General features: G+C 74.2%; 23 protein-coding genes. 16 read left to right on the top strand and 7 right to left on the bottom strand.

Translation table 11 applies throughout. The features are described 5' to 3' along the window. The first annotated feature begins 2 nt into the window (after positions 1-2). The 11 genes from KGD83_RS19485 (at position 3) to KGD83_RS19435 (ending at position 10,268) form a co-directional block, all read left to right on the top strand. A complete protein-coding gene (locus KGD83_RS19485; protein WP_212640549.1) occupies positions 3-677 on the top strand; it encodes an SAF domain-containing protein in 675 nt (224 codons plus the stop codon). Continuing rightward, on the top strand, positions 677-1,450 hold the full coding sequence (locus KGD83_RS19480) for a P-loop NTPase family protein (protein ID WP_212640548.1): 774 nt from the start codon (positions 677-679) through the stop codon (positions 1,448-1,450). The genes KGD83_RS19485 and KGD83_RS19480 overlap by 1 nt, the downstream gene beginning before the upstream one ends. After that, the gene (locus tag KGD83_RS19475; protein ID WP_212640547.1) at positions 1,447-2,805 is read left to right on the top strand and encodes a CpaF family protein; all 1,359 of its coding nucleotides are present in this window, start codon (positions 1,447-1,449) and stop codon (positions 2,803-2,805) included. The genes KGD83_RS19480 and KGD83_RS19475 overlap by 4 nt, the downstream gene beginning before the upstream one ends. After that, the gene (locus KGD83_RS19470) at positions 2,793-3,680 is read left to right on the top strand and encodes a type II secretion system F family protein (protein WP_212640546.1); all 888 of its coding nucleotides are present in this window, start codon (positions 2,793-2,795) and stop codon (positions 3,678-3,680) included. The genes KGD83_RS19475 and KGD83_RS19470 overlap by 13 nt, the downstream gene beginning before the upstream one ends. Beyond that, positions 3,677-4,570, top strand: a complete 894-nt coding sequence (locus KGD83_RS19465; protein WP_249351954.1) for a type II secretion system F family protein — start codon at positions 3,677-3,679, stop codon at positions 4,568-4,570. The genes KGD83_RS19470 and KGD83_RS19465 overlap by 4 nt, the downstream gene beginning before the upstream one ends. A 27-nt stretch (positions 4,571-4,597) precedes the next feature. Then, positions 4,598-4,768 carry a hypothetical protein gene (locus KGD83_RS19460; protein WP_212640545.1) on the top strand — a complete coding sequence of 57 codons (171 nt, stop codon included), beginning with the start codon at positions 4,598-4,600 and terminating at the stop codon, positions 4,766-4,768. 38 nt (positions 4,769-4,806) lie between these two features. Continuing rightward, positions 4,807-5,133 carry a TadE family protein gene (locus KGD83_RS19455; protein WP_212640544.1) on the top strand — a complete coding sequence of 109 codons (327 nt, stop codon included), beginning with the start codon at positions 4,807-4,809 and terminating at the stop codon, positions 5,131-5,133. Further along, positions 5,130-5,564, top strand: a complete 435-nt coding sequence (locus KGD83_RS19450) for a TadE/TadG family type IV pilus assembly protein (RefSeq protein WP_212640543.1) — start codon at positions 5,130-5,132, stop codon at positions 5,562-5,564. The genes KGD83_RS19455 and KGD83_RS19450 overlap by 4 nt, the downstream gene beginning before the upstream one ends. Then, a complete protein-coding gene (locus KGD83_RS19445) occupies positions 5,561-5,962 on the top strand; it encodes a TadE/TadG family type IV pilus assembly protein (protein WP_212640542.1) in 402 nt (133 codons plus the stop codon). The genes KGD83_RS19450 and KGD83_RS19445 overlap by 4 nt, the downstream gene beginning before the upstream one ends. Before the next feature lie 16 nt (positions 5,963-5,978). After that, positions 5,979-9,134, top strand: a complete 3,156-nt coding sequence (locus tag KGD83_RS19440) for an OmpA family protein (protein ID WP_212640541.1) — start codon at positions 5,979-5,981, stop codon at positions 9,132-9,134. Between the two features lie 114 nt (positions 9,135-9,248). Continuing rightward, entirely contained in the window at positions 9,249-10,268 is a 1,020-nt protein-coding gene (locus KGD83_RS19435) for a glutathione S-transferase family protein (protein WP_212640540.1), read from the top strand. A 103-nt stretch (positions 10,269-10,371) separates the two neighbouring features. On the opposite strand, the gene KGD83_RS19430 is transcribed toward KGD83_RS19435, so the two are convergent. Both KGD83_RS19430 and KGD83_RS19425 read right to left on the bottom strand, forming a co-directional pair. After that, positions 10,372-11,625: an FAD-dependent oxidoreductase gene (locus tag KGD83_RS19430; RefSeq protein WP_212640539.1), complete on the bottom strand. Its 1,254-nt coding sequence runs from the start codon at positions 11,623-11,625 to the stop codon at positions 10,372-10,374. A 15-nt stretch (positions 11,626-11,640) separates the two neighbouring features. Then, the gene (locus KGD83_RS19425) at positions 11,641-12,480 is read right to left on the bottom strand and encodes a TetR/AcrR family transcriptional regulator (protein ID WP_212640538.1); all 840 of its coding nucleotides are present in this window, start codon (positions 12,478-12,480) and stop codon (positions 11,641-11,643) included. A 449-nt stretch (positions 12,481-12,929) separates the two neighbouring features. On the opposite strand from KGD83_RS19425, the gene folP reads away from it, so the two are divergent. Genes folP through KGD83_RS19410 form a run of 3 tightly spaced genes read left to right on the top strand, consistent with a single transcriptional unit; the run spans position 12,930 to position 15,275 of the window. After that, positions 12,930-13,790, top strand: coding sequence for a dihydropteroate synthase (gene folP, locus KGD83_RS19420; RefSeq protein WP_212640537.1), 861 nt, complete (start codon positions 12,930-12,932; stop codon positions 13,788-13,790). 13 nt (positions 13,791-13,803) lie between these two features. Next, complete coding sequence (locus KGD83_RS19415; protein ID WP_212640536.1) at positions 13,804-14,520, top strand: class III extradiol ring-cleavage dioxygenase family protein; 717 nt, start codon at positions 13,804-13,806, stop codon at positions 14,518-14,520. After that, the gene (locus KGD83_RS19410) at positions 14,502-15,275 is read left to right on the top strand and encodes a pyrimidine reductase family protein (protein ID WP_212640535.1); all 774 of its coding nucleotides are present in this window, start codon (positions 14,502-14,504) and stop codon (positions 15,273-15,275) included. The genes KGD83_RS19415 and KGD83_RS19410 overlap by 19 nt, the downstream gene beginning before the upstream one ends. Before the next feature lie 27 nt (positions 15,276-15,302). Here KGD83_RS19410 and KGD83_RS19405 read toward each other — a convergent pair whose 3' ends face one another. From KGD83_RS19405 to KGD83_RS19385, 5 genes are all read right to left on the bottom strand, one after another. After that, a complete protein-coding gene (locus KGD83_RS19405) occupies positions 15,303-15,998 on the bottom strand; it encodes a TetR/AcrR family transcriptional regulator (protein WP_249351953.1) in 696 nt (231 codons plus the stop codon). 146 nt (positions 15,999-16,144) lie between these two features. Beyond that, complete coding sequence (locus tag KGD83_RS19400; protein WP_212640534.1) at positions 16,145-17,293, bottom strand: PrsW family intramembrane metalloprotease; 1,149 nt, start codon at positions 17,291-17,293, stop codon at positions 16,145-16,147. Then, entirely contained in the window at positions 17,290-17,901 is a 612-nt protein-coding gene (locus KGD83_RS19395; RefSeq protein ID WP_212640533.1) for a hypothetical protein, read from the bottom strand. The genes KGD83_RS19400 and KGD83_RS19395 overlap by 4 nt, the downstream gene beginning before the upstream one ends. A 157-nt stretch (positions 17,902-18,058) precedes the next feature. After that, positions 18,059-19,000, bottom strand: coding sequence for an MBL fold metallo-hydrolase (locus tag KGD83_RS19390; protein ID WP_212640532.1), 942 nt, complete (start codon positions 18,998-19,000; stop codon positions 18,059-18,061). A gap of 60 nt (positions 19,001-19,060) precedes the next feature. After that, complete coding sequence (locus tag KGD83_RS19385) at positions 19,061-19,984, bottom strand: LysR family transcriptional regulator (RefSeq protein ID WP_212640531.1); 924 nt, start codon at positions 19,982-19,984, stop codon at positions 19,061-19,063. Between the two features lie 216 nt (positions 19,985-20,200). Here KGD83_RS19385 and KGD83_RS19380 point away from each other — a divergent pair, with 216 nt between their 5' ends. Next, positions 20,201-20,983, top strand: coding sequence for an enoyl-CoA hydratase/isomerase family protein (locus tag KGD83_RS19380; RefSeq protein WP_212640530.1), 783 nt, complete (start codon positions 20,201-20,203; stop codon positions 20,981-20,983). A 47-nt stretch (positions 20,984-21,030) separates the two neighbouring features. Then, positions 21,031-22,677: an acyl-CoA synthetase gene (locus KGD83_RS19375; RefSeq protein ID WP_212640529.1), complete on the top strand. Its 1,647-nt coding sequence runs from the start codon at positions 21,031-21,033 to the stop codon at positions 22,675-22,677. The last annotated feature ends 127 nt before the right edge of the window (positions 22,678-22,804 follow it).

Genomic DNA, 22,804 nt, shown 5'->3' with positions numbered 1-22,804 from the left:
ACGTGGTGGACACGAAGACGGCACCGGCCCCCGCAGCCGCCCCGAGGCAGGGTGAGACCCCTCCGGTGCGGCTCCTGGGCAGCGGACCCCGCCGCTGGCGGTGGCTGGTCCTGGCCCTGGGCATGATGACCGCGGGCGGCCTGACCGGCGTGGTGGCCCTTGAGCAGATGGACGACCGGCAGGGTGTGCTCGTCGCCGACACCGACCTGCCCGCGGGCCACGTGGTGACCGCGGAGGACCTGCGGGTCGCGCGGATCTCCGTCGCCGACGGGGTCTCCTTCGTCGGCGCCGACCGCTTGGAGGCGACCGTCGGCCAGACCCTCACCGTGCCCGTCACCGAGGGCGGCCTCCTCCCCGAGGCGGCCCTGGGCGCCGAGGCCGCCTTCCCCGAGCGCGACCGCGCCGTGCTCGGCGTGGCCCTGCGCGTGGGCCGCTTCCCCGCCTCGATCGGCCCCGGCGCCGCGGTCTCCGTGGTGGTCCACCCCGAGGAGGGCGCCACGGGCGGCGGCGTGGAGGCCTACCGCGCGCTCGTGCGCGACGTCCAGCCCTCCGCCGCCGAGGACGGCTCGGTGGAACTCGAACTCGTCGCCTCCTCCGCCGACGCCGCCGCCATCGCCTCGGCCGCCGCCGTCGAGCGGGTCAGCGTCGTCCAGGTCAACCCCCGGGGAGGCGCGTGATGCCCCGGACCGTGGCGCTCTTCTCCCTGGGCGGAGCACCCGGCGTCACCTGCGCGGCCATGGCGCTGGCCGCGGTCTGGCCCGGCGGGGCCGGAGCCGTCCTGGTGGAGACCGACGCCTCCGGCGGCGACGTCGCCACCTGGCGCCGCCTCCAGCCGGACCCCGGCCTGACCGGCCTGGCCGCCGCGGCCCGGCACGGCGGGGCCTCCGCCGACCTGGCCGCGCACACCCAGATCCTCCCCGGAGGGCTGTCGGTGTGCCACGCGCCCGTCACCGCCGACCGCGCCGAGGGCGCGGTGCGACTGCTCGCCCAGAACCCCGGCGTGCTCGTCTCCGCCGACGGGCCCGCGGTCGTCCTGGACCTGGGCCGCCTGACCCCCGGCGCGTCCGCCGCCGGACTGGCCGCGTGGGCCGACGAGGCCCTGCTGCTCGTCGCCGACGACCTGGCGCAGCTGCGCCGGGCCAAGGAGGCCTCCGAGGCCCTGACCCGCAGCCTGCCGCGCCTGCGCACCGTCGTCGTCGGCGGCTCCGGGAACGTCCGCGAGATCGTGGGCGCGCTGGGCCCGGGCGTGTGGGGGCGGCTCCCCGACGACGCCCGCTCCGCGGCCTTCCTGCGCGGGGAGGCCAACCCGCGCAAGCCGCAGAGCAGGCCCCTGCTCAAGGCGGCGGCGCGCCTGGCGAAGGACCTCGCCGAGGGCGCGCGCCCCGCTGAGCGGGCCGACGGCACCGGAGTCCCGGCGCCGGCGCCCGAGGCGACGGGGGTCCACGCATGAGCAGCGGACACGACGCCGGATACGACATCACCGACGGCTACTTCCTGGACACCGACCGGGCACGCACAGTGGCCGACCGCGTGGAGCGGACCGTCACCGAGGCCACCCGGCGGCTGAGCGAGGAGACCCGCGGCCAACCCGAGGACACGCCCGAGGAGTACCGCGCCCGCGCCGAACGCGTCATCGCCCAGATCCTCGACGAGGACGCCAGCCGCGCCCTGTCCGAGGGCAGGCAGGTGCTCGACGCCACCACCGAGGCCTCCGTCGCCGCTGGCGCCCTGGCACGGGTGTGCGGGCTCGGCCCCCTCCAGCCGCTCCTGGACGACCCCGGGATCGAGAACATCAACATCAACGGCGTGCACGTGTGGGTGCGCCGCGCCGACGGCAGCCGCGAGCGGCACGACTCCCTCTTCGACGACCCCGACGAGGTCGTCGCCCTGGTCCGGCGCCTGGCGTCGGAGTCCGCCACGGGGGAGCGCCGCTTCGACCCGGGAGCGCCCATCCTCGACATGCAGCTTCCCGGCGGCGAGCGCCTCAACGCGGTCATGGAGGTCGCCCGGCAACCCTCGGTGTCCATCCGCCGCCACCGCTACGGCCGTACCACCCTCGAACAGCTCCACGAACTGGGCACGATCGACGACACCCTGGTCGCCCTGCTGCGCGCGGGGGTGCGCTCCCGCCGCAACATGGTCATCACCGGCGGCACCGGCGCGGGCAAGACCACCCTGCTGCGGGCCCTGGCCGCCGAGATCCCCGTGGACGAACGCCTCGTCACCATCGAGGACGTCTTCGAACTCGGGCTGGACCGCGACCGCGACGCCCACCCCGACTGCGTCGCCCTCCAGGCCCGACCGGCCAACGTCGAGGGCGTCGGCGAGATCACCATCGCCGACCTGGTGCGCACGGCCCTGCGCATGTCGCCGGACCGGGTCATCGTCGGTGAGACGCGCGGCCACGAGACCGTTCCGCTGCTCAACGCTATGAGCCAGGGCAACGACGGCAGCCTCACCACCCTGCACGCCGCCAACTCCGCGGGCGCCTTCACCAAGCTGGGCGCCTACGCCGCCCAGTCCGCCGAGCGCCTGCCCCTGGACGCCACCGCGTCCCTGGTGGCCGCCGCCGTGCACCTGGTCGTGCACGTGTCGGCGCTGCCCACGGGCGGGCGCATGGTCACGAGCGTGCGCGAGGTGGTGGGCGCCGAGGGGCAGAACGTGGTCTCCAACGAGGTCTACCGGCGCGACCGCAACGGGCCCCTGCCCGCGGCGCCGCCCAGCCCCAACACGCTCGACGCCCTGGCCGAGGCCGGGTTCGACCCGGCGATGCTGAACCCGGAGACGGTGGGGTGGGCGCGGTGACGACTCCTGTTCTGCTCGTCGCTGCCGCGGGCGTCCTGCTCGGCGCGGGGCTGTGGCTGGCCCTGGCGTCGCTGGCGGCGTCCGGTGGTAACTCGCGTACCTCGCGGGTTCCGCGGTGGCGCGCGCTCCTGTTCGGCCGCCAGCGCCCGTTGAGGCTGGTCGCGGCGATCGTCGGCGGCCTGCTGGTCTGGTTCGCCACCGGGTGGCCGGTGGCCGGTGTGCTCGCCGCCGCGGGCTGCTGGTGGGGCCCGGCGGTGCTGGGTCCCGACCGCGGTCATGAGAAACAGGTGGCGGGGGTCGAGGCCGTCGCGGCCTGGACCGAGATGCTGCGCGACCTGATGGCCGGTGCGGCCGGTCTGCACCAGGCCGTGGCCGCCACGGTGCCCATCGCGCCCGAGCCGGTGCGCGAGCCGGTCACCAGGCTGGCGGAGCGGCTGCGGTCCGGTCAGTCCACGCAGGGCGCGCTGCGGGCCTTCGCGGACGAGGTGGACAACCCCACCGCTGATCTGGTGGCCGCTGCTTTGAGTACAGCTGCCACCCGGCACGCCACCGACCTGGGCGTTCTACTGGGAACCTTGTCCGAGGCGGCCCGGGAGCAGGCGGCGATGCTGGTGCGTGTGGCGGCGAGCCGTGCGCGGCTGCGTACGTCCACGCGGATCATCGTCGGCGCCACCCTGGGTATGGCAGCGTTCCTGCTGCTGCTGAACGGAGAGTACATGGAGCCGTTCGACAGCCTCCTCGGTCAGTTGGTGCTCGCCAGTATCGGTGGCCTGTGGGCGGGTGCCTTGGTCTGGCTTTCCTACATGTCTCGTTTCGACCTGGGACCGCGTGTGCTTGCTCCTGCTCCCTCCCGAACCTCGGAGGCCGCCCGATGAACCCTGTCCTGGCCGCCGCTCTCGCGGGTGCTGCTCTCGGACTGGCCCTATGGGCGCTCTTCGCGGCTCGCTGGGCGGGTCCCACGCTTGCCGAACGTCTGGCCGCGCCGCCTCCTCCCCGGCCCGTCATTGTCGCGGGCCCAGACACCGGGGTACTGACGCGACTGGGAAAGTTCGGCGCCCCGATTCTTGAAGGCTTCGGCATGCCTGGACCCCGCACACGACGCAACCTGATGGTGTGCGAGCGTTCACCGGCCTCCTACCTCGCTGAGAAGTCCACTGCTCTGGTGCTGGGGCTTGCTTTCCCTCCGCTACTAGGCGGCATGCTTTCCCTGACAGGTGTTGTACTGCCAGGTGTCATCGCCGGAGCTATGTGGGTGGCCTTCGCTCTGATCGTTTGGTTCGCCCCCGACCTGTCTCTACGTGACGAGGCGGGTAAGCGTCGAGAACAGATGCGTCGCGCCTTGGCGAGTTTCGCTGACCTGGTCGTGGTGTCCCTTGCTGGAGGGGCGGGAGTCAACGGCGCTCTGGCTGACGCCGGTGCTGCAGGTAACGGATGGGCCATGGTTCGCATTCGTGAGAGCCTGCGCGAGGCGATACTCATGCGTCAGCCGCCCTGGGCCGCACTGCGTGACCTCGGGGAGCGCTACGACACCTCCGAGTTCGCTGAACTCGCGGCTAGCCTGCAGCTTGCTGGGGCCGACGGCGCGCGTATCCGCAGTTCACTGGCTGCTAAAGCCAAGACCCTGCGTACCCAGTTCTTGTCCGAGATGGATGCCCAAGCCCAATCCGCCACAGAGCGGATGAGCTTGCCGGTAGTCCTGCTCTTCGCTGGGTTTCTGGCTCTCTTGGGCTACCCGGCGATGAGTCACATTCTGTTCAGCTCATGAAACCCCGACGCACCTTGGAGACCTCTGATGCAGCGCATCACCGCCTACCTCAGTTCTCTGCTGTTCAGCCGGAGGGACGACGGCTACTCCACCGAGACAGTTATTGTCACAGCCTTGCTCGTCATCATGGCTGGCGGAGCGATCGGCATCATCACCACTGCAGTAATGGAACGAGCCGGGTCGGTTCTCGGTGGCTAACCTTGCGCACTTGGCGGGATGACCGCGGTAGCGCCGAGATGGTGGTCGCCGCGCCTCTCATGCTGCTCTTGGTGTTCCTTGTCATCCAGATGGCTCTGTGGATGCACGGCGATCACGTCGTTGCCGACATCGCTCGAAGGACCGCCGAACAGTCGCGTACGGCGGGCGGCGGCACGTCGGTGGCCGAGAGCGGCGGGAGCTCCTTCCTCTCCGGCCTCGACGTGTCCGTCAACCGCAGTGCGGAGGAGGTGCGTGTGGTGGTGGACGCCGAGGTGCCCAGCATCATCCCCGGCCTCAGTTGGCCGGTGGGCCACGAGGTCACCGCGCCCGTGGAGCGTTTCGTTCCTGCGGAGGTTACCCCGTGAGTTCTCGACAGCCCGCCGAAACGGCTCAGGGGGACCGCGGATCTGCCTCGGCGGAACTGGCATTGCTCACTCCCGCCCTCCTGGCGTTCGCCATGCTCATGGTGCTCGCCGGGAGGGTGGCGGACGCCAACTCCACCGCCGACCAGGTTGCGCACTCCGCCGCCCGGGCGGCCTCCCTCGAACGCAGCGTCGCCTCCGCTGAGGGGGCCGCTTCGAGCACCGCGGCGAGCTCCCTCGCCGAGAACGGTCTGGTCTGCGGCGATCACTCCGTCACCCTCGACCACGGCGGACTGACCCCCGGAGGGGCGGTCACCGCCGTGGTCGAGTGCCGGGTCGGGCTGAGCGATCTGACCGGACTGAGCGTTCCAGGTACCTTCGCAGTCACCGGGGACGCCACCGTCGTCGTCGACACCTTCAGGGGGCAGCCGTGAGACGCACGGACGACAGGGGTCAGGCCACGGCGTTCGTCGTCGTCATGGCGGCTGCCTTCCTCCTCTGCCTGGGCCTGGTCACCGACGGCGGCGGAGTGCTGCGCGCCCGCAACGAGGCCGCCACCCTGGCCCAGGAGGCCGCCCGGGCGGGCGTCCAGCAGCTCGACTGGTCCTCCTACCGCGAGGGCACGAGCGAGGTCGCCCTCGACCCCTCGGCGGCCTCCGCCGCCGCGCAGTCCTTCCTCAGCGCCGCCGGTGCCGCCGGTACGGTCGCGGTCAGCGGCGACACCGTGACCGTGACCTGCTCGGTCGACTACTCCTTCACCCTCCTGCCGATGGGCTCGACCACCGTCGACGCCACGGCCACCGCACGTCCCCACACCCAGCCGACTCCCTAGCTCCAGTGAGGCGGACATGACCCAGATCCGACGGCTGAGCGCCCTCCTGCTCGCAGCGGCGATCCTGCTCGGCATCCCCTACCTGCTCCTGTGGCATCTGCCCTGGCCGCAGCTGCCGGACTCCTGGGCCGTGGCCGCGGCCCACCTGCGCGGCTGGCGTCTGCCACCGGGTGTGTTCACCGCCCTGCTCATCACCGTGCTGTGGGCCCTGTGGGCTCTGTACGCGGCAGGACTGGTCGTGGAGACCTTCGCCCGCCTGCGCGGCATGCCCCGCAGGCTGCGCCCCCTCGGGCCGCTCCAGGTGGTGGCGGCGGCCGCCGTGGGAACCGTGGCGGTCGCCCCGGCCGCCGCGTTCGCCGACACCGTCACCGCGCAGGAGGACCGCGAGGCGGACGGTGAGCAGGACGCCGACGCGGCCTCCAACCCCGAGGAGGCCCCGTCCGCGCAGCCCGTCGAGCGGGTGCGCACCGTCTCCGGCTTCGGCGTCGGCTCTGCTGAACTCACCGAGCAGATGCGCGACGACCTCGCGCCGGTCGCGGACATGATCGACTCCTACGGTGACACCGAGACGCCCGTGCGCATCACCGGTCACACCGACCCCAGCGGGAACGCCCAGCTCAACCAGGAGCTGTCCGAGCGCCGGGCCCAGGCGGTCGCCGATCACCTCGACGAGGTCCTGGGAGAGGAAGCCCCGGAGATGGAGGTGGAGGGCGTCGGCTCCGAGCAGCCCCGCGAGGGCGGCGCCGCCGCCCAGCGCAGGGCCGAGGTCGCCTACACCGTCGTCCCGCAGCCGACCTCCCTCCAGTCGCGTGTGATGGCCGCCGAGACGCCGGACCCCGGCGCCGGGGAGACCGCTGCCGCCGTCGAGGAGGACGACCCCGTGGAGGCGGCTGCCGCCGAGGCGGCCGAGGACGGCGAGAACGTCCTGGTCGTGGAGATTCCCGACGGCGCCGTCACCGGAGCGGTGGCCTTCGCGGGTCTGGCCGGGGGATACCTGCTGGGCAAGCGCGGCGTCCGCATGCCCCGCGTCAGCCTGAGCCTGCCCCGCCTGTTGCCGAGGGCGCCCCGCCGCCTGGCCCTGACCGCCCCGCCGCCCCGGCCCACCCCCGGGGACGACATCGACGAGCGGGTGACGGTGGAACTCGACCACGTGCCCGGCCTCGGTATCACCGGGCCGGGCGCGGCGGGGGCCGCCCGGCGCCTCATCGTCAACGCTCTGGACCGCCTCGACGACGACGCCGTGCGCGTGCTGCTCACCGAGGCCGAGGCCGTCCGCCTGGTCGGCGACCGGGGCCGCGACCTGCTGCGCGCACACCCCTGCGAGCCCGTGCGGATGGTCGGCACGACGGAGGAGGCCCTGGCGGTCCTCCAGCGCGAGCTGCACCAGATCGTCGAGGAGCCGGGGGAGCGTCCGCACACGCCCCTGGCCCTGGTGACCTCGCCCACCTCCGAGCACGAGACCGCTCTGTCGGGTCTGCTGCTGCACGGGCAGCAGCAGGGCATCACGGCCGTGGTCCTCGGCCGCTGGCCGCTCGGCGGCAGCTGCGTCATCGAGGAGGACGGCCTCATCACCGAGACCAGTCCTCCGCTCAACCCGGTCTTCCACTGCTCATGGCCCGGCGCTACCGCCGAGGAGGTCATGGACGCCGTCCGCGCCTACCGACACTCCTCGCCCGCCCTGGAGGAGACCGTCGACGGGGCGCCGAGTCCGGAGACCGCCGCGGAGACCGTCTCGGACGCCGCGGTGGAGGAGGCCGGTACCTTCGCCGAGCCCTTCCTCGGTGCCCTGGGGGAGCAGACCGCCGTTGAGACGGTGGAGACGAACGAACCGGTGGAGACGGCTGAGCCGACCGAGTCGGTCGATGCGGTCGATGCGGCTGTGAGCGAGGAGAAGGAGCAGGAGAAGGCCGAGACGGCCGCGAAGCCGAAGAGGGCCAAGGGGATCAGGAAGGCCAAGGCGGCCGACTCCTCGGAGGAGGGCTTCTGGGACGCCGACGTCTGGAACACCGACTTCTGGGAGACCGACGCGCGCGCGGCCTGGAAGGCCGACACCGCCCAGTCCGAGGCCGAGCCGGCCGACACCGCGCCGTCCGTGCCCGAGCCGGCGGAGCCCCGCAAGGAGGCGTCCGAGCCTTCCGAGTCCGAGCGCGCGGCCACCGCTCGGACGGACGCGGAACGCGCGGGCACCGGAGCGGACCGCTCCGTCCCCGAGCCGTCCGAGGCCGAGGAGGCCGAGCCCCGGCCGTCCGCGTTCGAACAGCTCGACGCCGAGGAACAGGTGTCCCGGGAGACCGCGTCGGAACCGTCCGGGTCCGCGCGGCCCGCCGCCTCCGAACCCGTTCCGGAGAAGGCCGCCGCCGCCGGGGGGACCGCGCCCGAACAGCGTGCGCCGTCGCGGTCCGCCCGGGAGGAGGGCGCCCCCGTGGCGTCCGCGTCCGAACGGCCCTCCGCCGAGCTGTCCGCCCCCGCGCCGTCCGCCGTCAGGGAACAGCGCGCACCCGAGGGGACCGCAGCCGGGGAGACCGCGTCCGCGTCGTCCCCGCCTCCGGGGTGCGCGCCCGCGCAGTTCACGGCTCAGGGGAAGCCCGTGGCCTCAAGGCCTCCCATCGGGCCCTCCACCTCCGAACAGCCCGAATCCGCGCCCCCGAGGCCGCTTCCCGGTCGTTCGAGCACGGGCACGGTTCCGTCGGTGGTCTCCTCTCCCGCCCGCGCGGAGCGCCCCTCCCAGGACAGGCGCACGACGCCCTCCGAGCAGGAACGGATCCCCGAGGAAGAGGAGTCCGGGCCCGTCCGAAAGGCCGCCAAGCGCGCCGTGCGCTCCCGCCTCCCGCAGTCCAGCGGGACGTCGTCCGCTCCGGTGGTCCCGACGGCTCCGGCCGGGAGGCCCGAGCTCCCGGAGCAGTCCGCACGCCCCGACCGGGCCCGCGCCCAGAGCGTGGCCGCGACCCCCGCGGGCCGTACCGAGGCTCCCGCCGGCCGCGGGGAACGCCTGGAGCGGCGCGCCAGGGCCGAGCGCGGGAAGGCCACCGCCCCCGCCGGAGCCGTCGCCGAGCACTCCGTGGCGGACGCCGGGACCGGGGAAGCGGACGAGGCCCAGTCGTCCCGTCCCCTGGTTCGCAAGCCCAAGAAGGCGGGGCGCGGAAGGAGCTGGCGCCCCAAAGACAACTCCTGAACCGCTGCTCGCCCCCAGGTGTCGTGGCGCGCCCGCCGGAGCCGACTCCGTACACTGCACGGACAGTGTGCGCGGCTCCGGCCGCGCCCCGCCAGCGTGACGAGGGGGTCGCAGATGAGGGCCAACCAGACGCCCACCGAGGAGATCACCCGCGCCCCGGCGGCCTTCGCCGACCGGGTCACCGCCGACGGCCGCTTCGGCCGCCGCGCCGAGCCCGGCCGCTACCGCCTGGTCGTCAGCCGCGCCTGCCCCTGGGCGCACCGGGTCGTGATCACCCGCAGGCTCATGGGCCTGGAACAGGCCGTCTCCCTGGCGGTCACCGACCCCCGCCAGGAGATCATCGAGGGCGACCCGCACTGGGTGTTCACCGAGGCGACCGGCAGCCCCGGCGACAGGGACCCCGTCCTGGGCATCCACGCCCTGCGCGAGGCCTACCTGGCGCGCGACCCCTCCTACGACGGCGGGGTCAGCGTCCCCGGTCTGGTCGACGTGCAGAGCGGCCACCTGGTGACCAACGACTTCGACCAGCTGGTCCGGGACATGGACACCGAGTGGGGCGGCCTGGTCAGGGACGGCGCCCCGGACCTGTACCCGTCCGCGCTGCGCGACGAGATCGACGCCCTGTCCCGGGAGGTCTACACCGACCTCAACAACGGCGTGTACCGGGCCGGGTTCGCCCCCGACCAGAGGCGCTACGACGCCGCGGTCGCCGCCGTCTTCGCCAGGCTCGACGCGCTGGAGGAGCGCCTCTCCGGCCGGCGCTACCTGGTCGGGGACTCGATCACCGAGGCCGACGTCAAGCTCTTCCCGACCCTGGTGCGCTTCGACGCGGCCTACCACGGCCACTTCAAGTGCAACATACGCAAGCTGTCGGAGTACCCGGCGCTGTGGGCCTACGCCCGCGACCTGTTCCAGACGCCGGGGTTCGGCGACACCACGAACCTCGACCACGTCCGGATCCACTACTACTGGGTCCACACGGGGATCAACCCCACGCGGATCGTCGCCGCCGGGCCCGATCCGCGCGGCTGGCTCACCCAGCACCACCGCGAGGAGCTCGGCGGCAGCCCCTTCGGCGCGGGGACCGCTCCGGGGCCGGTCCCGGTCGGCGAGCGCGTCCCCGACATCTCCTGACGCCACCGACCCGGTCGTGCCCCTGGCCCGCTGATGGACCGGCCGGAACCGTTGCCGGTGTGGCACCGGGGTCCCGACCTGCGGCGGCGGAGGCACACCACTCCTACCGGGCCGTGAGTGCGGGGCCGCGGCGGGCGAAACCGGGTATGTGTTCGGGGCGAAGGCCCTTGCCGATGAGGTAGGCGGGCACGAACGACAGCCAGGGCGCGCGGTCCAGGGCCGCCAGCACGGGCTTGGGCGGGCCCTGCCGCTCACCCCTGACGATCGGTTCGGCCAGCCCTCTGTGCATGAGGCGCTGGAGCGTCTGGACCGCGACCGTCGGCACGATCCGCCGCCTGCGCACTGCGGCCAGGTCGCTGGAGGCGAGCGAGCGCCCCTTCAGCGGCCGGGCCAGCAGCGTCGCGGCGGCCACGGCGTCCTGCACGGCGAGGTTGATCCCCACGCCCCCGAGGGGGGACATCGCGTGGGCCGCGTCGCCGATGCACAGCAGGCCCTCCACGTGCCAGCGGCGCAGCCGGTTGATCCGCACGTCCAGGTGCTTGACCTCGTCCATGGATCGCAGAGCCCCCACCCGGTCGGCCAGCTCCGGCATGAGTTCGGCGAGGTCGCGCCGGAAGGCCCCGATCCCGCGTGCGCGCAGCTCGCGGTCGGCTCCCTTGGGCCCGATGTAGGCGATCTGGAGGTAGCCCTCGCGCGGAATGACCACGGCGAACCTGCCCGGGGCCGCACGCGGGGTCAGGGTCGCGAGGTCCCCCGCCCCGCGTGGCAGGCGGAACCACCACGCGTCGATCCCCACCGGGAACTCCCGGGACACCAGGCCCGTCTCGCGGCGGGCCAGCGACCACCGCCCGTCGCAGGCCACCGTCAGGTCGGCGCGGATCTCCCCGCCGCCGTCGAGGTCCCGGTAGCGCACGCCCGCCACCCGGCCGGACTCGTGCAGCAGCCCCGTCACCTCGGTGTCCATCCGCAGGGTGAAGGCCGCCTCCTCGCCTCCCGCCTCGGCGATGAGGTTGAGGAAGTCCCACTGCGGGACCATCGCGATGTAGGGGTGGGCGAGCCCACGCAGCCTGCGGAAGTCGGCGATCGTCACGGTGCGGCCCCCGCCCAGCGGGAAGGCCACCTCGTCCAGCCTGCTGTGCGGCAACCGGGCGAACCGCTCGTACAGGCCCAGTTCCTCCAGCAGCTCCAGGGTGGAGGGGTGCACGGTGTCCCCGCGGAAGTCCCGCAGGAAGTCGGCGTGCTTCTCCAGCACGGTGACCTCGACGCCGGCCCTGGCCAGCAGCAGGCCCAGCACCATTCCGGCGGGGCCGCCGCCGACGACCACGCAGGTCGTACGCTCGCTCGTTCGTTCACTCATGGCGACTCCGCTCACTCATGGCGATTCCGGTGACGTGTCGGCGACGTTCGGATCGGTCGCGACGGCGCGCAGGAAGGACTCGGCCAGCACCGCGCCGACGTCCTCGATCGGGGGGAACGCGATCTCCTCCACCTTGTCCAGCGCCGGGCGCAGCATGCAGTGCACGGCGATCGGGGCGAGCATCTGCTGGGCCAGCAGGGGTACCGGCAGGTCGCGGACGCGGCCCGCGGCCACCTCGTCGGCCAGCCACCCGCCCAGTCCGGCGAGCATGCGCGGCAGGAAGAGCCGGATGAGCAGGTCGGAGGCGGGGCCCTCGGGGCGGGCGAACACGTCGGCGAGTATGGCGGGCAGCACCCGGGGTTCGCGGCTGAAGACGTCGCCCATCAGGCGGTAGATCGCCCGGACCCGGTCGGCCAGGTCCCCCGCCGGTTCGCTGAGTACCGCCTCCAGGTCCAGGATCGGGCCGTAGCGCTCGAAGACCGCGCGCAGCAGCTCGTCCCGTCCGCCGAAGGTCGCGTAGAGGCTGTGCACGGAGCATCCGGCGGAGGCGGCGACCGCTTCCAGGGTCGCCGCGGCCAGCCCCTGCCCGCTGATGAGGCCGCCCGCCGCCTCGACCGCGCGTTCCCGTACGGGGCGCTGCCCGCCCGGGTCCACGCCCGAGGCGCCTACCGCCTCGTCCAGCGACCGGCGCGAACCCCCCACGCGGCGCAGGAGGGTGCTGCGGGAGATCCCCGCCTCCTCCGCGATGGCGATCAGGGGCACGTCGGCCACGTCCCTTCCTAGGTTCTCCGAGGCGCGGACCGCCGCGCTCACGAGGTCGGCAGGGATCCGCGGACTACTGAAATCTGACATCATGGCAAAGGTAACATGTAATCGAGTGTCAGAGAAGGGTGGAAACCCGTCGTCCCCGCAGCGCCGGAGCCGGTCCGGCCCGCGTCCCCGGCGGACACCGGGCACCGGCTGAGGGGCCGACCGGAGCTGTTGCCCGTGTGCTCCAAGAGCCCTGAGTCGCGCCGCGACCCTGTACCCCTGCTGCGTACCCGGGGCCGCGCGCCGACCCGCCCGTGGTCGTGAAGGGCCACACCCGGGGACACGCGTGCGGAGAACCGCGTGTGCACCCGGGCCCCTGCGCGCGGGCAAGGACGCGTCGCCGGACCCCCTCGGGCGGACGTGCCCTAGTGTTGGCCGCTGGGGGAGGTTCCGTGCGAGAGGGCCGGTGCGGACACCGGCGACCGCCGCCCTCGCCCCGCCGGTCGAGCGGCCGGTCCGACGCCGACAGGGAGACAGAGAGAATTGAGCGGCCGGTGCTGAGACTGCGCGGTCGGGAGTACGACGCGGACACGACGCTGGTCATGGCGATCGTCAACCGCACCCCCGACTCCTTCTACGACAGCGGTGCCACCTGGGACGACGGCGCCGCCTTCGAACGCGTGCGCAGGGTCGTGGCCGAGGGCGCCGACATCGTGGACATCGGCGGCGTCACCGCGGGCTACGGCCGACCGGTCGGCGCCGACGAGGAGAAGCGCCGCGTGGTCGACTTCGTGGCCGCCGTCCGCGCCGAGTTCCCCCAGCTGGTGATCAGCGTGGACACCTGGCGCGCGTCCGTGGGCCGTGCGGTGTGCGAGGCGGGCGCGGACCTGCTAAACGACGCCTGGGGCGGGTACGACCCGGAGCTGGCCGAGGTCGCCGCCGAGTTCGACGCCGCCCTGGTGTGCACCCACACCGGCGGCACGGCCCCGCGCACCCCGCCGCACCGCGCGCGCTACGAGGACGTGGTGCGCTCGGCCGTCGAGGACACGGTCGCCCTGGCCGAGCGCGCGGTCTCCCTCGGCGTGCACCCGGCGTCGGTGATCATCGACCCCGCGCACGACTTCGGCAAGAACACCTGGCACTCGCTGGAGCTGACCCGGCGCCTGGACGAGATGACCGCCACCGGCCGGCCGGTCCTGGTGTCGCTGTCGAACAAGAACTTCGTCGGCGAGACCCTGGACCTGCCCGTCGGCGAGCGCCTGACCGGCACGCTCGCCGCGACCGCCGTGTGCGCCTGGCACGGGGCGCAGGTCTACCGCGTGCACGAGGTGGCCCAGACGCGGCAGACGCTGGACATGGTCGCCAGCATCCGCGGGGTCCGTCCCCCCGCGCGGGCCGTTCGGGGACTGGTGTGAGGGAGGAGAAAGCGTGATCGTCGCGACCGCCGTCTGTCCGCACCCGCCGCTGCTCCTGCGCGAGCTCGGCGGCGGCCTGGACCCGCTCGCCGAACTGCGCAAGGAGTGCGCTTCGGCGGTGGAGGCCCTGGCCGCGGCCGAACCGGACGTCCTCGTCGTCGTCGGCGGGCACGACGTCTCGGCGGAGCGCACCGAGGCGCTCGCGCCGGTCCGCGAGTTCGGCGGAACGGGGGAGCGGGTGCCCCGTGAGCGGACGCTGCCGCCCAGCCTGGGAGTGGCCCGACGCCTGCTCGACACCGTCGGCTACCGGGGGCGCGTGGAGATGCTCACCATCGCCTGGGACGCCTCCGCCGCCGAGGTGGAGGAGTCGGGGCGGCGGATCGCCGCCCGCACCGGACGGATCGGCCTGCTCGTCCTGGGCGACGGCAGCGCCCGGCGCGGCGACAGGGCCCTCGTGCGGCCGGACGAACGCGCCTACGCCTTCGACGAGGAGGTCCGCCGCTGCCTGTCCGAGGGCGACTGGCGGGGACTCGCCCGGCTGGACCCGGCCCCGGCCGCCGAGCTGATGGCGCAGGGCCGGGCCGCGCTCCAGGTCATGGCGCACGCGCTCACCGCCGACGCCGCCGCCGACGACGGCCGCGGCGGCGAACCGGCGCGGCCGCGCGTGCTCTACGCCGACGACCCGTTCGGGGTCATGTACTTCGTGGCGGTGTGGCCGTGCGACTGCTGATGAACGACGCCGCCCCCGGCGCCGCCTCTCCGGGCGACGCCCTGGACGCCTCCGCCCTGGAACGGCTCTACGCCTACCCCGACCGGCCCTGGCTGCGCGCCAACATGGTGGCCAGCCTGGACGGGGCGGCGGCCGGGAACGACGGCCGCACCGAAGCCCTCAACACCCCCGCCGACCTGGTGGTGTTCACGCTCCTGCGCGACCTGGCCGACGTGGTCCTGGTCGGCGCCGGAACCGCGCGCGAGGCGGGCTACCGCAGGACGGGCCCGCGCACCGGCGACCGGGCGGACCGCGCCGTCGCCGAGGGCCGCGCCGACCGGGCCGAGATCGCCGTGGTCAGCGGCAGCGGACGGGTTCCGCCGCTGCTGGCCGAGCCGACCGGGGACGGCGGCGGAGTGCTGCTGGTGACCTGCGCGGCTGCTGGGAACGAGGCCCTGGACCGGGCGCGCCTCGTCCTGGGCGAGGACCGCGTGCTGGTGTGCGGGCGCGAGCGCGTGGACCTGCGCGCGGCGGTCGGGGCCCTGGCACGGCGCGGCCTGCCCCGCATCCTGTGCGAGGGTGGGCCCCGGCTGCTGGCCGACGTGGCCGCGGCCGGTCTGCTGGACGAGATGTGCCTGACGGTCGTCCCGCTGATGGCCGGGGGAGCCCAGCAGCGCGTCGCGGTCGGCACGGCGGCCGACGCCCCGCTCGTGCCCGGTGTGCTCATCGAGTCCGAGGGCACCCTGCTCCAGCGCTGGCTGCGCCCGCGGGGCTGACCGCCGTGCCGGGGCGCGGCCGCTCGGTCACCGGTGTTTCCCGCTGTCGGCCGACCCCGCGCCGCTCCCGGAGGGCGCTCCGGCCCCGGCCGCGTCCACCAGCGGGGCCAGCACGAAGTCGGCCAGCGGGAACGCGTGCTCGTCCACGTGCTCGCGGGCGCGTTCGCGCTGGCCGGGGCCCATGGTCAGCGCGTGCACCAGGACCGTCCCGTACAGCGCCTCGCTGAAGGGCGCGGTGTCGGTGCCCGGCGCCAGCTCGCCGCGTTCGACGGCCCTGCGCACCATGTCCCCCATCCCGTCGCGGTGCACGCGCACCAGCCGTTCCTGGAGGCCCACGAAGGTCTCCATCCCCGTGGTGGCGTCCACGGCCACGCGCAGGGTGACCCAGCCCGACGGGGCCAGGAAGTGGCCGAGCAGGGCGGAGGCCAGCGCGCGGGTGTCGCCGCGCAGGCTGCCGGTGTCGGCCGCGGCGGGCGGCCGGGTGTGCTGCTCGATGGCGTCGGCGAGCAGGCGTTCCTTGGTCGGCCAGCGCCGGTACAGGGCGGCCTTGCCCACCCCCGCCCGGCGGGCCACCGCGTCCAGGGTGAACGCGGCCCAACCCGCCCTGCCGTACTCGGCCAGCGCCGCCGCCATCGCCCGCGGCGTGAGGCTGGGGTCGCGCGTGCGCCCCCGCCCCGTCCTCGGCGGTGTCGTCCTCGTGCCCCTCCGTGCTCGCTCACCCATGGGGCACGTTATGCCCAGGTAACGGCCGATGAAAATTTTCGCTTCCGCCCACCCGGGCGTTCGCGCGCTGCGGCCGGTGCCTCTCGCGCCCCACGTCCCGCCCGCTACCCGGTCCGTCCGCCGCCCGGTCGGCCCGTGCCCGCCGGTCACGGCGTCCGGCGCACCGCCCGGTCCTCGGCGATCGCCAGCATCTGCTCCTGGCGCCGTTCCACGGCGGGCCGCTCCGGTTCCGCTACGTGGCGCAGCTCTCCTGCGCGTCCGCGCCGGTTGGCCAGGGCCACCGCCGCCGACCGCCGCATGCCCAGCGCCCCGCCCTCGGAGGCCAGCGTCGCGCGCACCCGGCGCCGGTGGGCGTGCCGGACGGTGAAGTACACGGCCATCGTGGTCAGGAAGACCACCGCGACCTTGAACACGACGCCGCCGAACCCGTCGAACAGCGGCGAGTCCAACAGCCAGTGCAGCGCCATCGCCAGGACCACCAGCAGGAGCGCGGCCACGGCCCTGCGCCTGCCGGGCCGCCAGGCCACCGCCGCCAGCAGGCCCACGGCGGTGCCCGCGACCGCCGACATCGCCCAGTGCGAGCCCAGCCCGGTCAGGACCAGCCGCACCACGGTCGTCTGCACCACCGGTACCAGCCCGCCGGTACCGCCCGCCTGGACGATCGCGTTCATCGAGTAGACGAAGTTCTCCGTCACCTCGAAGCCCAGACCCACCAGGGACCCGATCACGAACCCGTCCACCGGGCCGCGCACCGAGGCGGGAAAGGCCACCGCCACCAGCACGATCCCGGCGAGCTTGAGCACCTCCTCGTTGAGCGGGGCGGTCATGGCCGCCCCCCAGACCTCGGAGAAGGGCAGCCCCAGGCTCTTGGACCAGATGGAGCCCAGGCCCGCGTTGGCCACGACCCCGCCCGCCGTCGCGGCGGTCAGACCCCAGGCCACCGCGGCCGCGGAGGCGTCCACTGCGGGGTCGCGCACCGGACGGATGCGGCGCAGCACCCAGAACCCGAAGGCCAGCGTCACCAGTCCCAGGAACACCGCCAGCGCCGCCTCGGAGAAGAAGACGCGCACCAGCCCGGTGAACCGCACCGCCAGGTAGCCCAGGCCCACCGCGCACAGCACCCCGATCAGGACGAGCGCGGCCAGCGCGGGCAGCCGCTGTCCGCGGGCGCGCCCGCCCCCGGTCGGCCGTTTCCACGCGTGCCGGGGCTCGGAGTCCTCCTGACGGGCGCGGCGCGGCGAGGGCACGGAGCCCCGGTCGGTCGCGGCCGGACGGTTCTCGGGTTCGGAGTTCACGAGCCCTCCCGGGTGAAGGAGACCGAGCGCACGACGTCGGCGACTGCGCTGAGGTCGGCCGGGGTGGCCTCGCGCCCGGCCAGGGTCATCTCCACGGCCAGCTGTCCGTCGGGGGAGGGGTAGACCACCACAGAGCCCGGCCCCTCGCGGCTCTCCAGGGCCCCGGCGAGCCCCTCGACGCCGCCCCGGGTGGAGATGGCCTCGGGGTCACCCAGCCTCGCCGTCGCCTCACCGGCGCGCACGATCCGCCGCAGGCCCGCCCACAGCTCCTCCAGGCTGGGCGGCGGCGAGGTCACGGGGGTGACCGAACTGAGCGTCAGCTCCACGGGCCCCCGTGTGAAGCGGTAGATCTGCCCGGCCTGGCTGGAGCCGGTGTTGAGGTGCCAGCCCTCCTGGGGGAAGGTGAGGGAGGCCCGGTAGCCGCCCGCGGACCCCACGGGCACCGGTTCGCCTGAGGGGACGGACTCCGAGCCCGGCAGGAGCGCGTTGGCCAGCGGCCAGGCCACCACCAGCAGCGCGATCGCCGCCGCGGCCACGCCCAGTGGCACCCAGTTGCTGCGGGGGCCGCGCCGCCGTGCGCGCGCGTCCTCCCCGGTCGCCTCCGCCATGGCGTTCCCCCTCGTCGCTCACGGTGATGCCCTGTCACGGCAAGCGAAACATCCGAGGGTGCGTGCGTTGGTGGAGCGACGTCGACTTGGCACACGTTTACGGTGATTTCACCAATTCGCGGGATCGGTGCGGGGCCCGGTGACCGGCCGGGAGCGCTCAGAGGCCGGTGGGCATCAGACCCCCGTTCCACTCGACGGCGTCGGACAGCGCCGCCACCGGGTCCATGTCGGTACCGGTGAGGTCGGCGTGGGCGCGGTGCAGGTTGAGCACGATGCGCTCGGCGTCGTCCCAGTCGCGGAACCCGCCCAGGTCGCAGGCCCCGGCGTTCTCCAGCGGGGTGAGCCCCCGGGCGACACCCTCCCCGGCGGTCTTCAGCACGAACCTGTAGTAGCGCTCGTGGTCGCCCAGGACCGCGTCCAGGTCGGCGGCGCCCAGCGGCGGGCCGTGCCCGGGGACCACGTGCTCGGGCCCGAACGCGTGCAGCCACTCCAGCGAGCGCAGCGCGCCCTCCAGCGAACCCGTGAACACCAGCGGGGTCAGCCCGTGGAAGACCAGGTCGCCGGTGAACAGCACCCGCTCCTCGGGCAGCCAGGCCACCACGTCGCCGGGTGTGTGCGCCGTGTGGCCGGGGTGGCGCAGCTCCACGCGCCGCCCGCCGGTGTGGACGGTCAGCTCCCGCTCGAACACGATCGACGGCAGGCGCCGGGTGACGTCCCCCCAGTCCGGCGGTGGAGACCAGAACGGCGGGCAGGCGTCTATGATCGGGTCGAGCGCGAGCGCCTCGCGCATGGCCGCCTGCCCGATGAGCACGGCGGACTCGGGCAGCAGGCTGTTGCCGTGGGTGTGGTCGCCGTGGTGGTGGGTGTTGACCGCCCACCGGATCGGCGCGCCGCCGGTGGCGCGCGCCAGGGCGCCGAGGAACGCGCGGGTGCGTGCCTCGGTCGCGCAGGTGTCCACCACCAGGAGCCCGTCGTCCCCGGCGACGGCTCCCGCGTTGTTGACCCACCAGGTGCCGTCCGGCTGCACCCAGGCGTACACGCCGTCCACGACCTCGGCCAGGCTCGCCGCCTCCGGCCCGGTCCGTGCGGTCCGGTTCATGGGGTCCTCCCTCGCGCTCGGGTCCGGAAGGGGGAAGGAAGAGCGTACAGCGCCCCGTGCTCACTCCTCGGCGGTGCCGGTCCCGGGCTGGATGACGTGCCCCGCCGCCTCCAGGCCCGCCGTGGCCGCCGCCACGAAAACCGCCACGCTCGCGTGCCTGCGGCGGGGCGGCCACACCACCGACGTGCGCCACGCCAGCGGGCCGCCCTCCAGGGGTGACCACACCAGTCCCTCGGGCAGTCCGCCCAGCGGGCGCTCGTTGAGGTGCACGCCCCGCCCGGCCAGCACCAGCCCGTCGACGAAGTGCGGGTTGCGCGCGTGCCGGATCGCGCCCGGCCGAAACCCCTCCGACCTGCACGCCGACATGATCTGGTCGTAGAGCATCGGCGCCATCGCGCGCGGGAAGACCACCAGCGGCATCCCGTTGAGGTCGCGCAGCCGCACCGGCCCGCCCGCCGCCAGACTGTGTTCGGCGGGCAGCAGCACCCCCAGCCTGCGGCTGGCCACCGGGCCCGACTCCAGCCCGGTGGTGTCGGAGGGGTGGCGCACCATCCCCGCGTCCAGTTCGCCCTCGCGCAGCGCGGCCAACTGCTCGTCCGTGGTCAGTTCGTGCAGGTCCACCAGGACGTCGGGCGCCAGGCGGGCCAGTTCGGCGGTCAGCGTGCGCAGCGTGACCGCCATGGTGTCCGGCGGGATCCCGGCGCGCAGTATCCCGCTCCGCCCCGGGCGGATGCGCCGCATGGCCTCGCGGGCGGACTCGGCGCTCTCCAGCACCGGCCGCGCGTGCTCCAGCAGCAGCGCCCCGGCCTCGGTCAGCCGCACCTGGTTGCGCCCCCGGTCGAACAGCCGGACCCCCAGCTCCCGTTCCAGGTCGCGGATGCGCTGGGACAGCGGGGGCTGGGCCATGTGCAGGCGGGCGGCGGCCCGGCCGAAGTGCAGCTCCTCGGCCAGCACCGTGAAGTAGCGCAGGTGGCGCAGTTCCATGCGGCGACCCTACCGGCCATACCAATGCGATATCGCGTGAGGTCGCAACTGGTGTTGGACGCCGGAGCCGACGGACTGTTCTCATGGCGTTCACCGGAAAGGACGAGCCGGCTTCCTCCCCCGCCCACGACGCGGCGGCCCCTCGTCCCCGGCACCCCGGCGAACACGACGGTGCACGCCGACCACCCTTGCTTGTGAACATGTGAAAGGATCCACGTGTCCGACGAACTCGTCTTGGCGCACCGCGAACCCCTCACCGAGGGCCACACGACCGTCATCACCCTCAACCGCCCCGCCAAGCTCAACGCCTGGACCACCGCCATGCGGGCCCGCATCGTCGAGCTCTTCACCGAGGCCGGGGGCGACCCCGATTGCCGCGCCGTCGTCCTCACCGGTACCGGAGACGCCTTCTGCGCCGGTCAGGACCTCTCCGAGACCCGGGCCATCGACCCCGCGGACCACGCCGCCGCCGAGGCCTGGATCGACGAGTTCGACGTCCTCTACCGGGCCCTGCGCGGCATCGACAAGCCCACCGTGGCCGCCGTCAACGGCGTCGCCGCCGGGTCGGGCTTCCAGTTCGCCCTCCTGTCCGACCTGCGCGTGGGCCACCCCGGCGTCCGCATGGGCCAGCCCGAGGTCCGCTCCGGCATCCCCAGCGTCACCGGCATCTGGGCCATGTGGGACATCCTCGGCAAGGCCCGCACCATCGAGTTCACCCTCACCGGCGACCTGGTCGACGGCTCCGAGGCGCACCGCCTGGGCCTGCTCACCCGCCTCGTCCCCGAACGCGGGGACGTGCTCCCCGCTGCCCTCGACCTCGCCGCCTCCCTGGCCTCCCTGCCCCCCGGCGCCGTCGCGCTCACCAAGGCCCGCCTGCGCGAGATCGACGACGCGGCCCTCACCGACGCCGTCGCCGCCGCCAAGGAAGTCCACACCCGGGCCTACGCCAGCGGCGAGCCCCAGCGCGAGATGGAGCGGTTCCTGGCCAAGCGCCGCTGAACCTCCGCTCCACCGCCAAGCCACAGCAGGAACAGGGGAACCACCCGATGACCACCACCGGAACCGAGGCCGCCGCCTCCCAGACCCCCGGCCCGGACGCGCTCGCCGAGGGGGAGCGCCTCTACCGCCGACTGCGCTCCGAGCAGCGCTGGCAGGTGCCCGAGCGGTACAACATGGCCGTCGACGTCGCCGACCACCACCCCGGGGACCGGGTCGCCCTCGTCTTCGAGGACCACACCGGGCACCGCGACGAGGTCACCTGGGACCGCGTCCGCGACCGGGCGGCCCGCGTCGCCGCCCACCTGCACGCCTTGGGCGTGCGCGAGGGCGACCGCGTCGCGGTGCTGCTGCCCCAGCGCCCCGACACCCCCGCCACCTACCTGGGCGTGCTGCGCACCGGCGCCGTCCTGGTCACCATGTCCCCGCTGTGGGCCGACGACCCCATCGCCTACCGGGTCGCCGACTCCGGCAGTACCGTCCTGATCACCGAGGACGCCGCCCTGGAGCGCGCCGCGGGAGCCGTCCGCGCCGCCCGCGCCTCCCACGGGCTCGACGCCGACGTCCGCGTCGTCAGCGTGGACGACCCGGCCGTGGCCGCCCGCGAGCCCCGCCACGAGGCCGCCGACACCGCCGCCGACGACCCCGCGCTCATCTTCTACACCTCCGGGACCACCGGCGCGGCCAAGGGCATCGTGCACGCCCACCGCACCCTGCTGGGCCACAACGAGTTCCGCTACTGCCACGACCTGCGCCCCGGCGACGTGTTCTACGGGGCGGGTGACTGGGCCTGGTCCATGGCCAAGCTCATGGGCCCGCTGCGCGCCGGGGCCACCCACCTGGTCTACCGCCCCCGCGCGGGCTTCGACCCCGAGGGGCTGCTCGCCGCGATGGCGCGCAACGGGGTCACCACCGCCCTGGTCAACCCCACCCTGCTGCGCAAACTCCGCGCCGAGGCGCCCGACGCCGGACGCCGCCACCCCCAGTCCCTGCGCGTGGTGTGCTGCTCCAACGAGCCGCTGACCGCCGACCTCATCGCCTGGTTCCGGGAGCAGTTCGGCGTCACCCCGTTGGACTACTACGGGTCCACCGAGTCCTACCCCCTGCTCGGGAACATGCCCGGAATCCCGGTCAAGCCCGGCTCGGTGGGCCGCCCGCTGCCCGGCTGGGACGTCGCCCTGCTGGACGCCCGGGACCGCGGGGTCCCCGACGGGGAACCCGGCGAGATCTGCCTGCGCGCCCGCAGCAACCCGCAGTTCCCGCTGGGCTACTGGAACCGGCCCGAGGCCTCCGCCGAGACCTTCGGCGGCGCCTGGTACCGCACCAAGGACCAGGCCGTCCGCGACGCCGACGGCTACTTCTGGGTCCTGGGCCGCACCGACGACGTCATCAAGACCTCCGGCTACCGGGTCGGACCCTACGAGGTCGAGGCGGCCCTGCGCGAGCACCCGGCCGTCGCCGACGCCGGAGTCGTGGGCCTGCCCGACCCGCTGCGCGGACAGGTGGTCAAGGCCTGGATCGAACTCGCCGACGGACACGAGCCCAGCGAGGAGCTCGCCGACCGGATCCGCGCCTTCGCCCGCGAGCACTACTCCCGCTTCGCCTACCCGCGCCTGATCGCCTTCGAGGAGCGCCTGCCCCGCTCCGCCACCGGCAAGGTCCAGCGCGCGCAGCTGCGCCGACGCGACACGGCCTGAGATCCGTGCGGCGGCGGTGGCCGCCGCCGCACCCGGCCGCGCCCGGCCACCCCGGCGGGCCGCCCCCTCTCTTGTCCCCCCTACCATCGAATCCGGGCCAGGCCCGGACCAGTGAGAAAGAGGAGTT

This window comes from Nocardiopsis akebiae (assembly GCF_018316795.1).
Taxonomy (GTDB): domain Bacteria; phylum Actinomycetota; class Actinomycetes; order Streptosporangiales; family Streptosporangiaceae; genus Nocardiopsis; species Nocardiopsis dassonvillei.
Note: the sequence above shows the minus strand (reverse complement) of the source record. Positions and strands in the feature narration are given on the sequence as shown.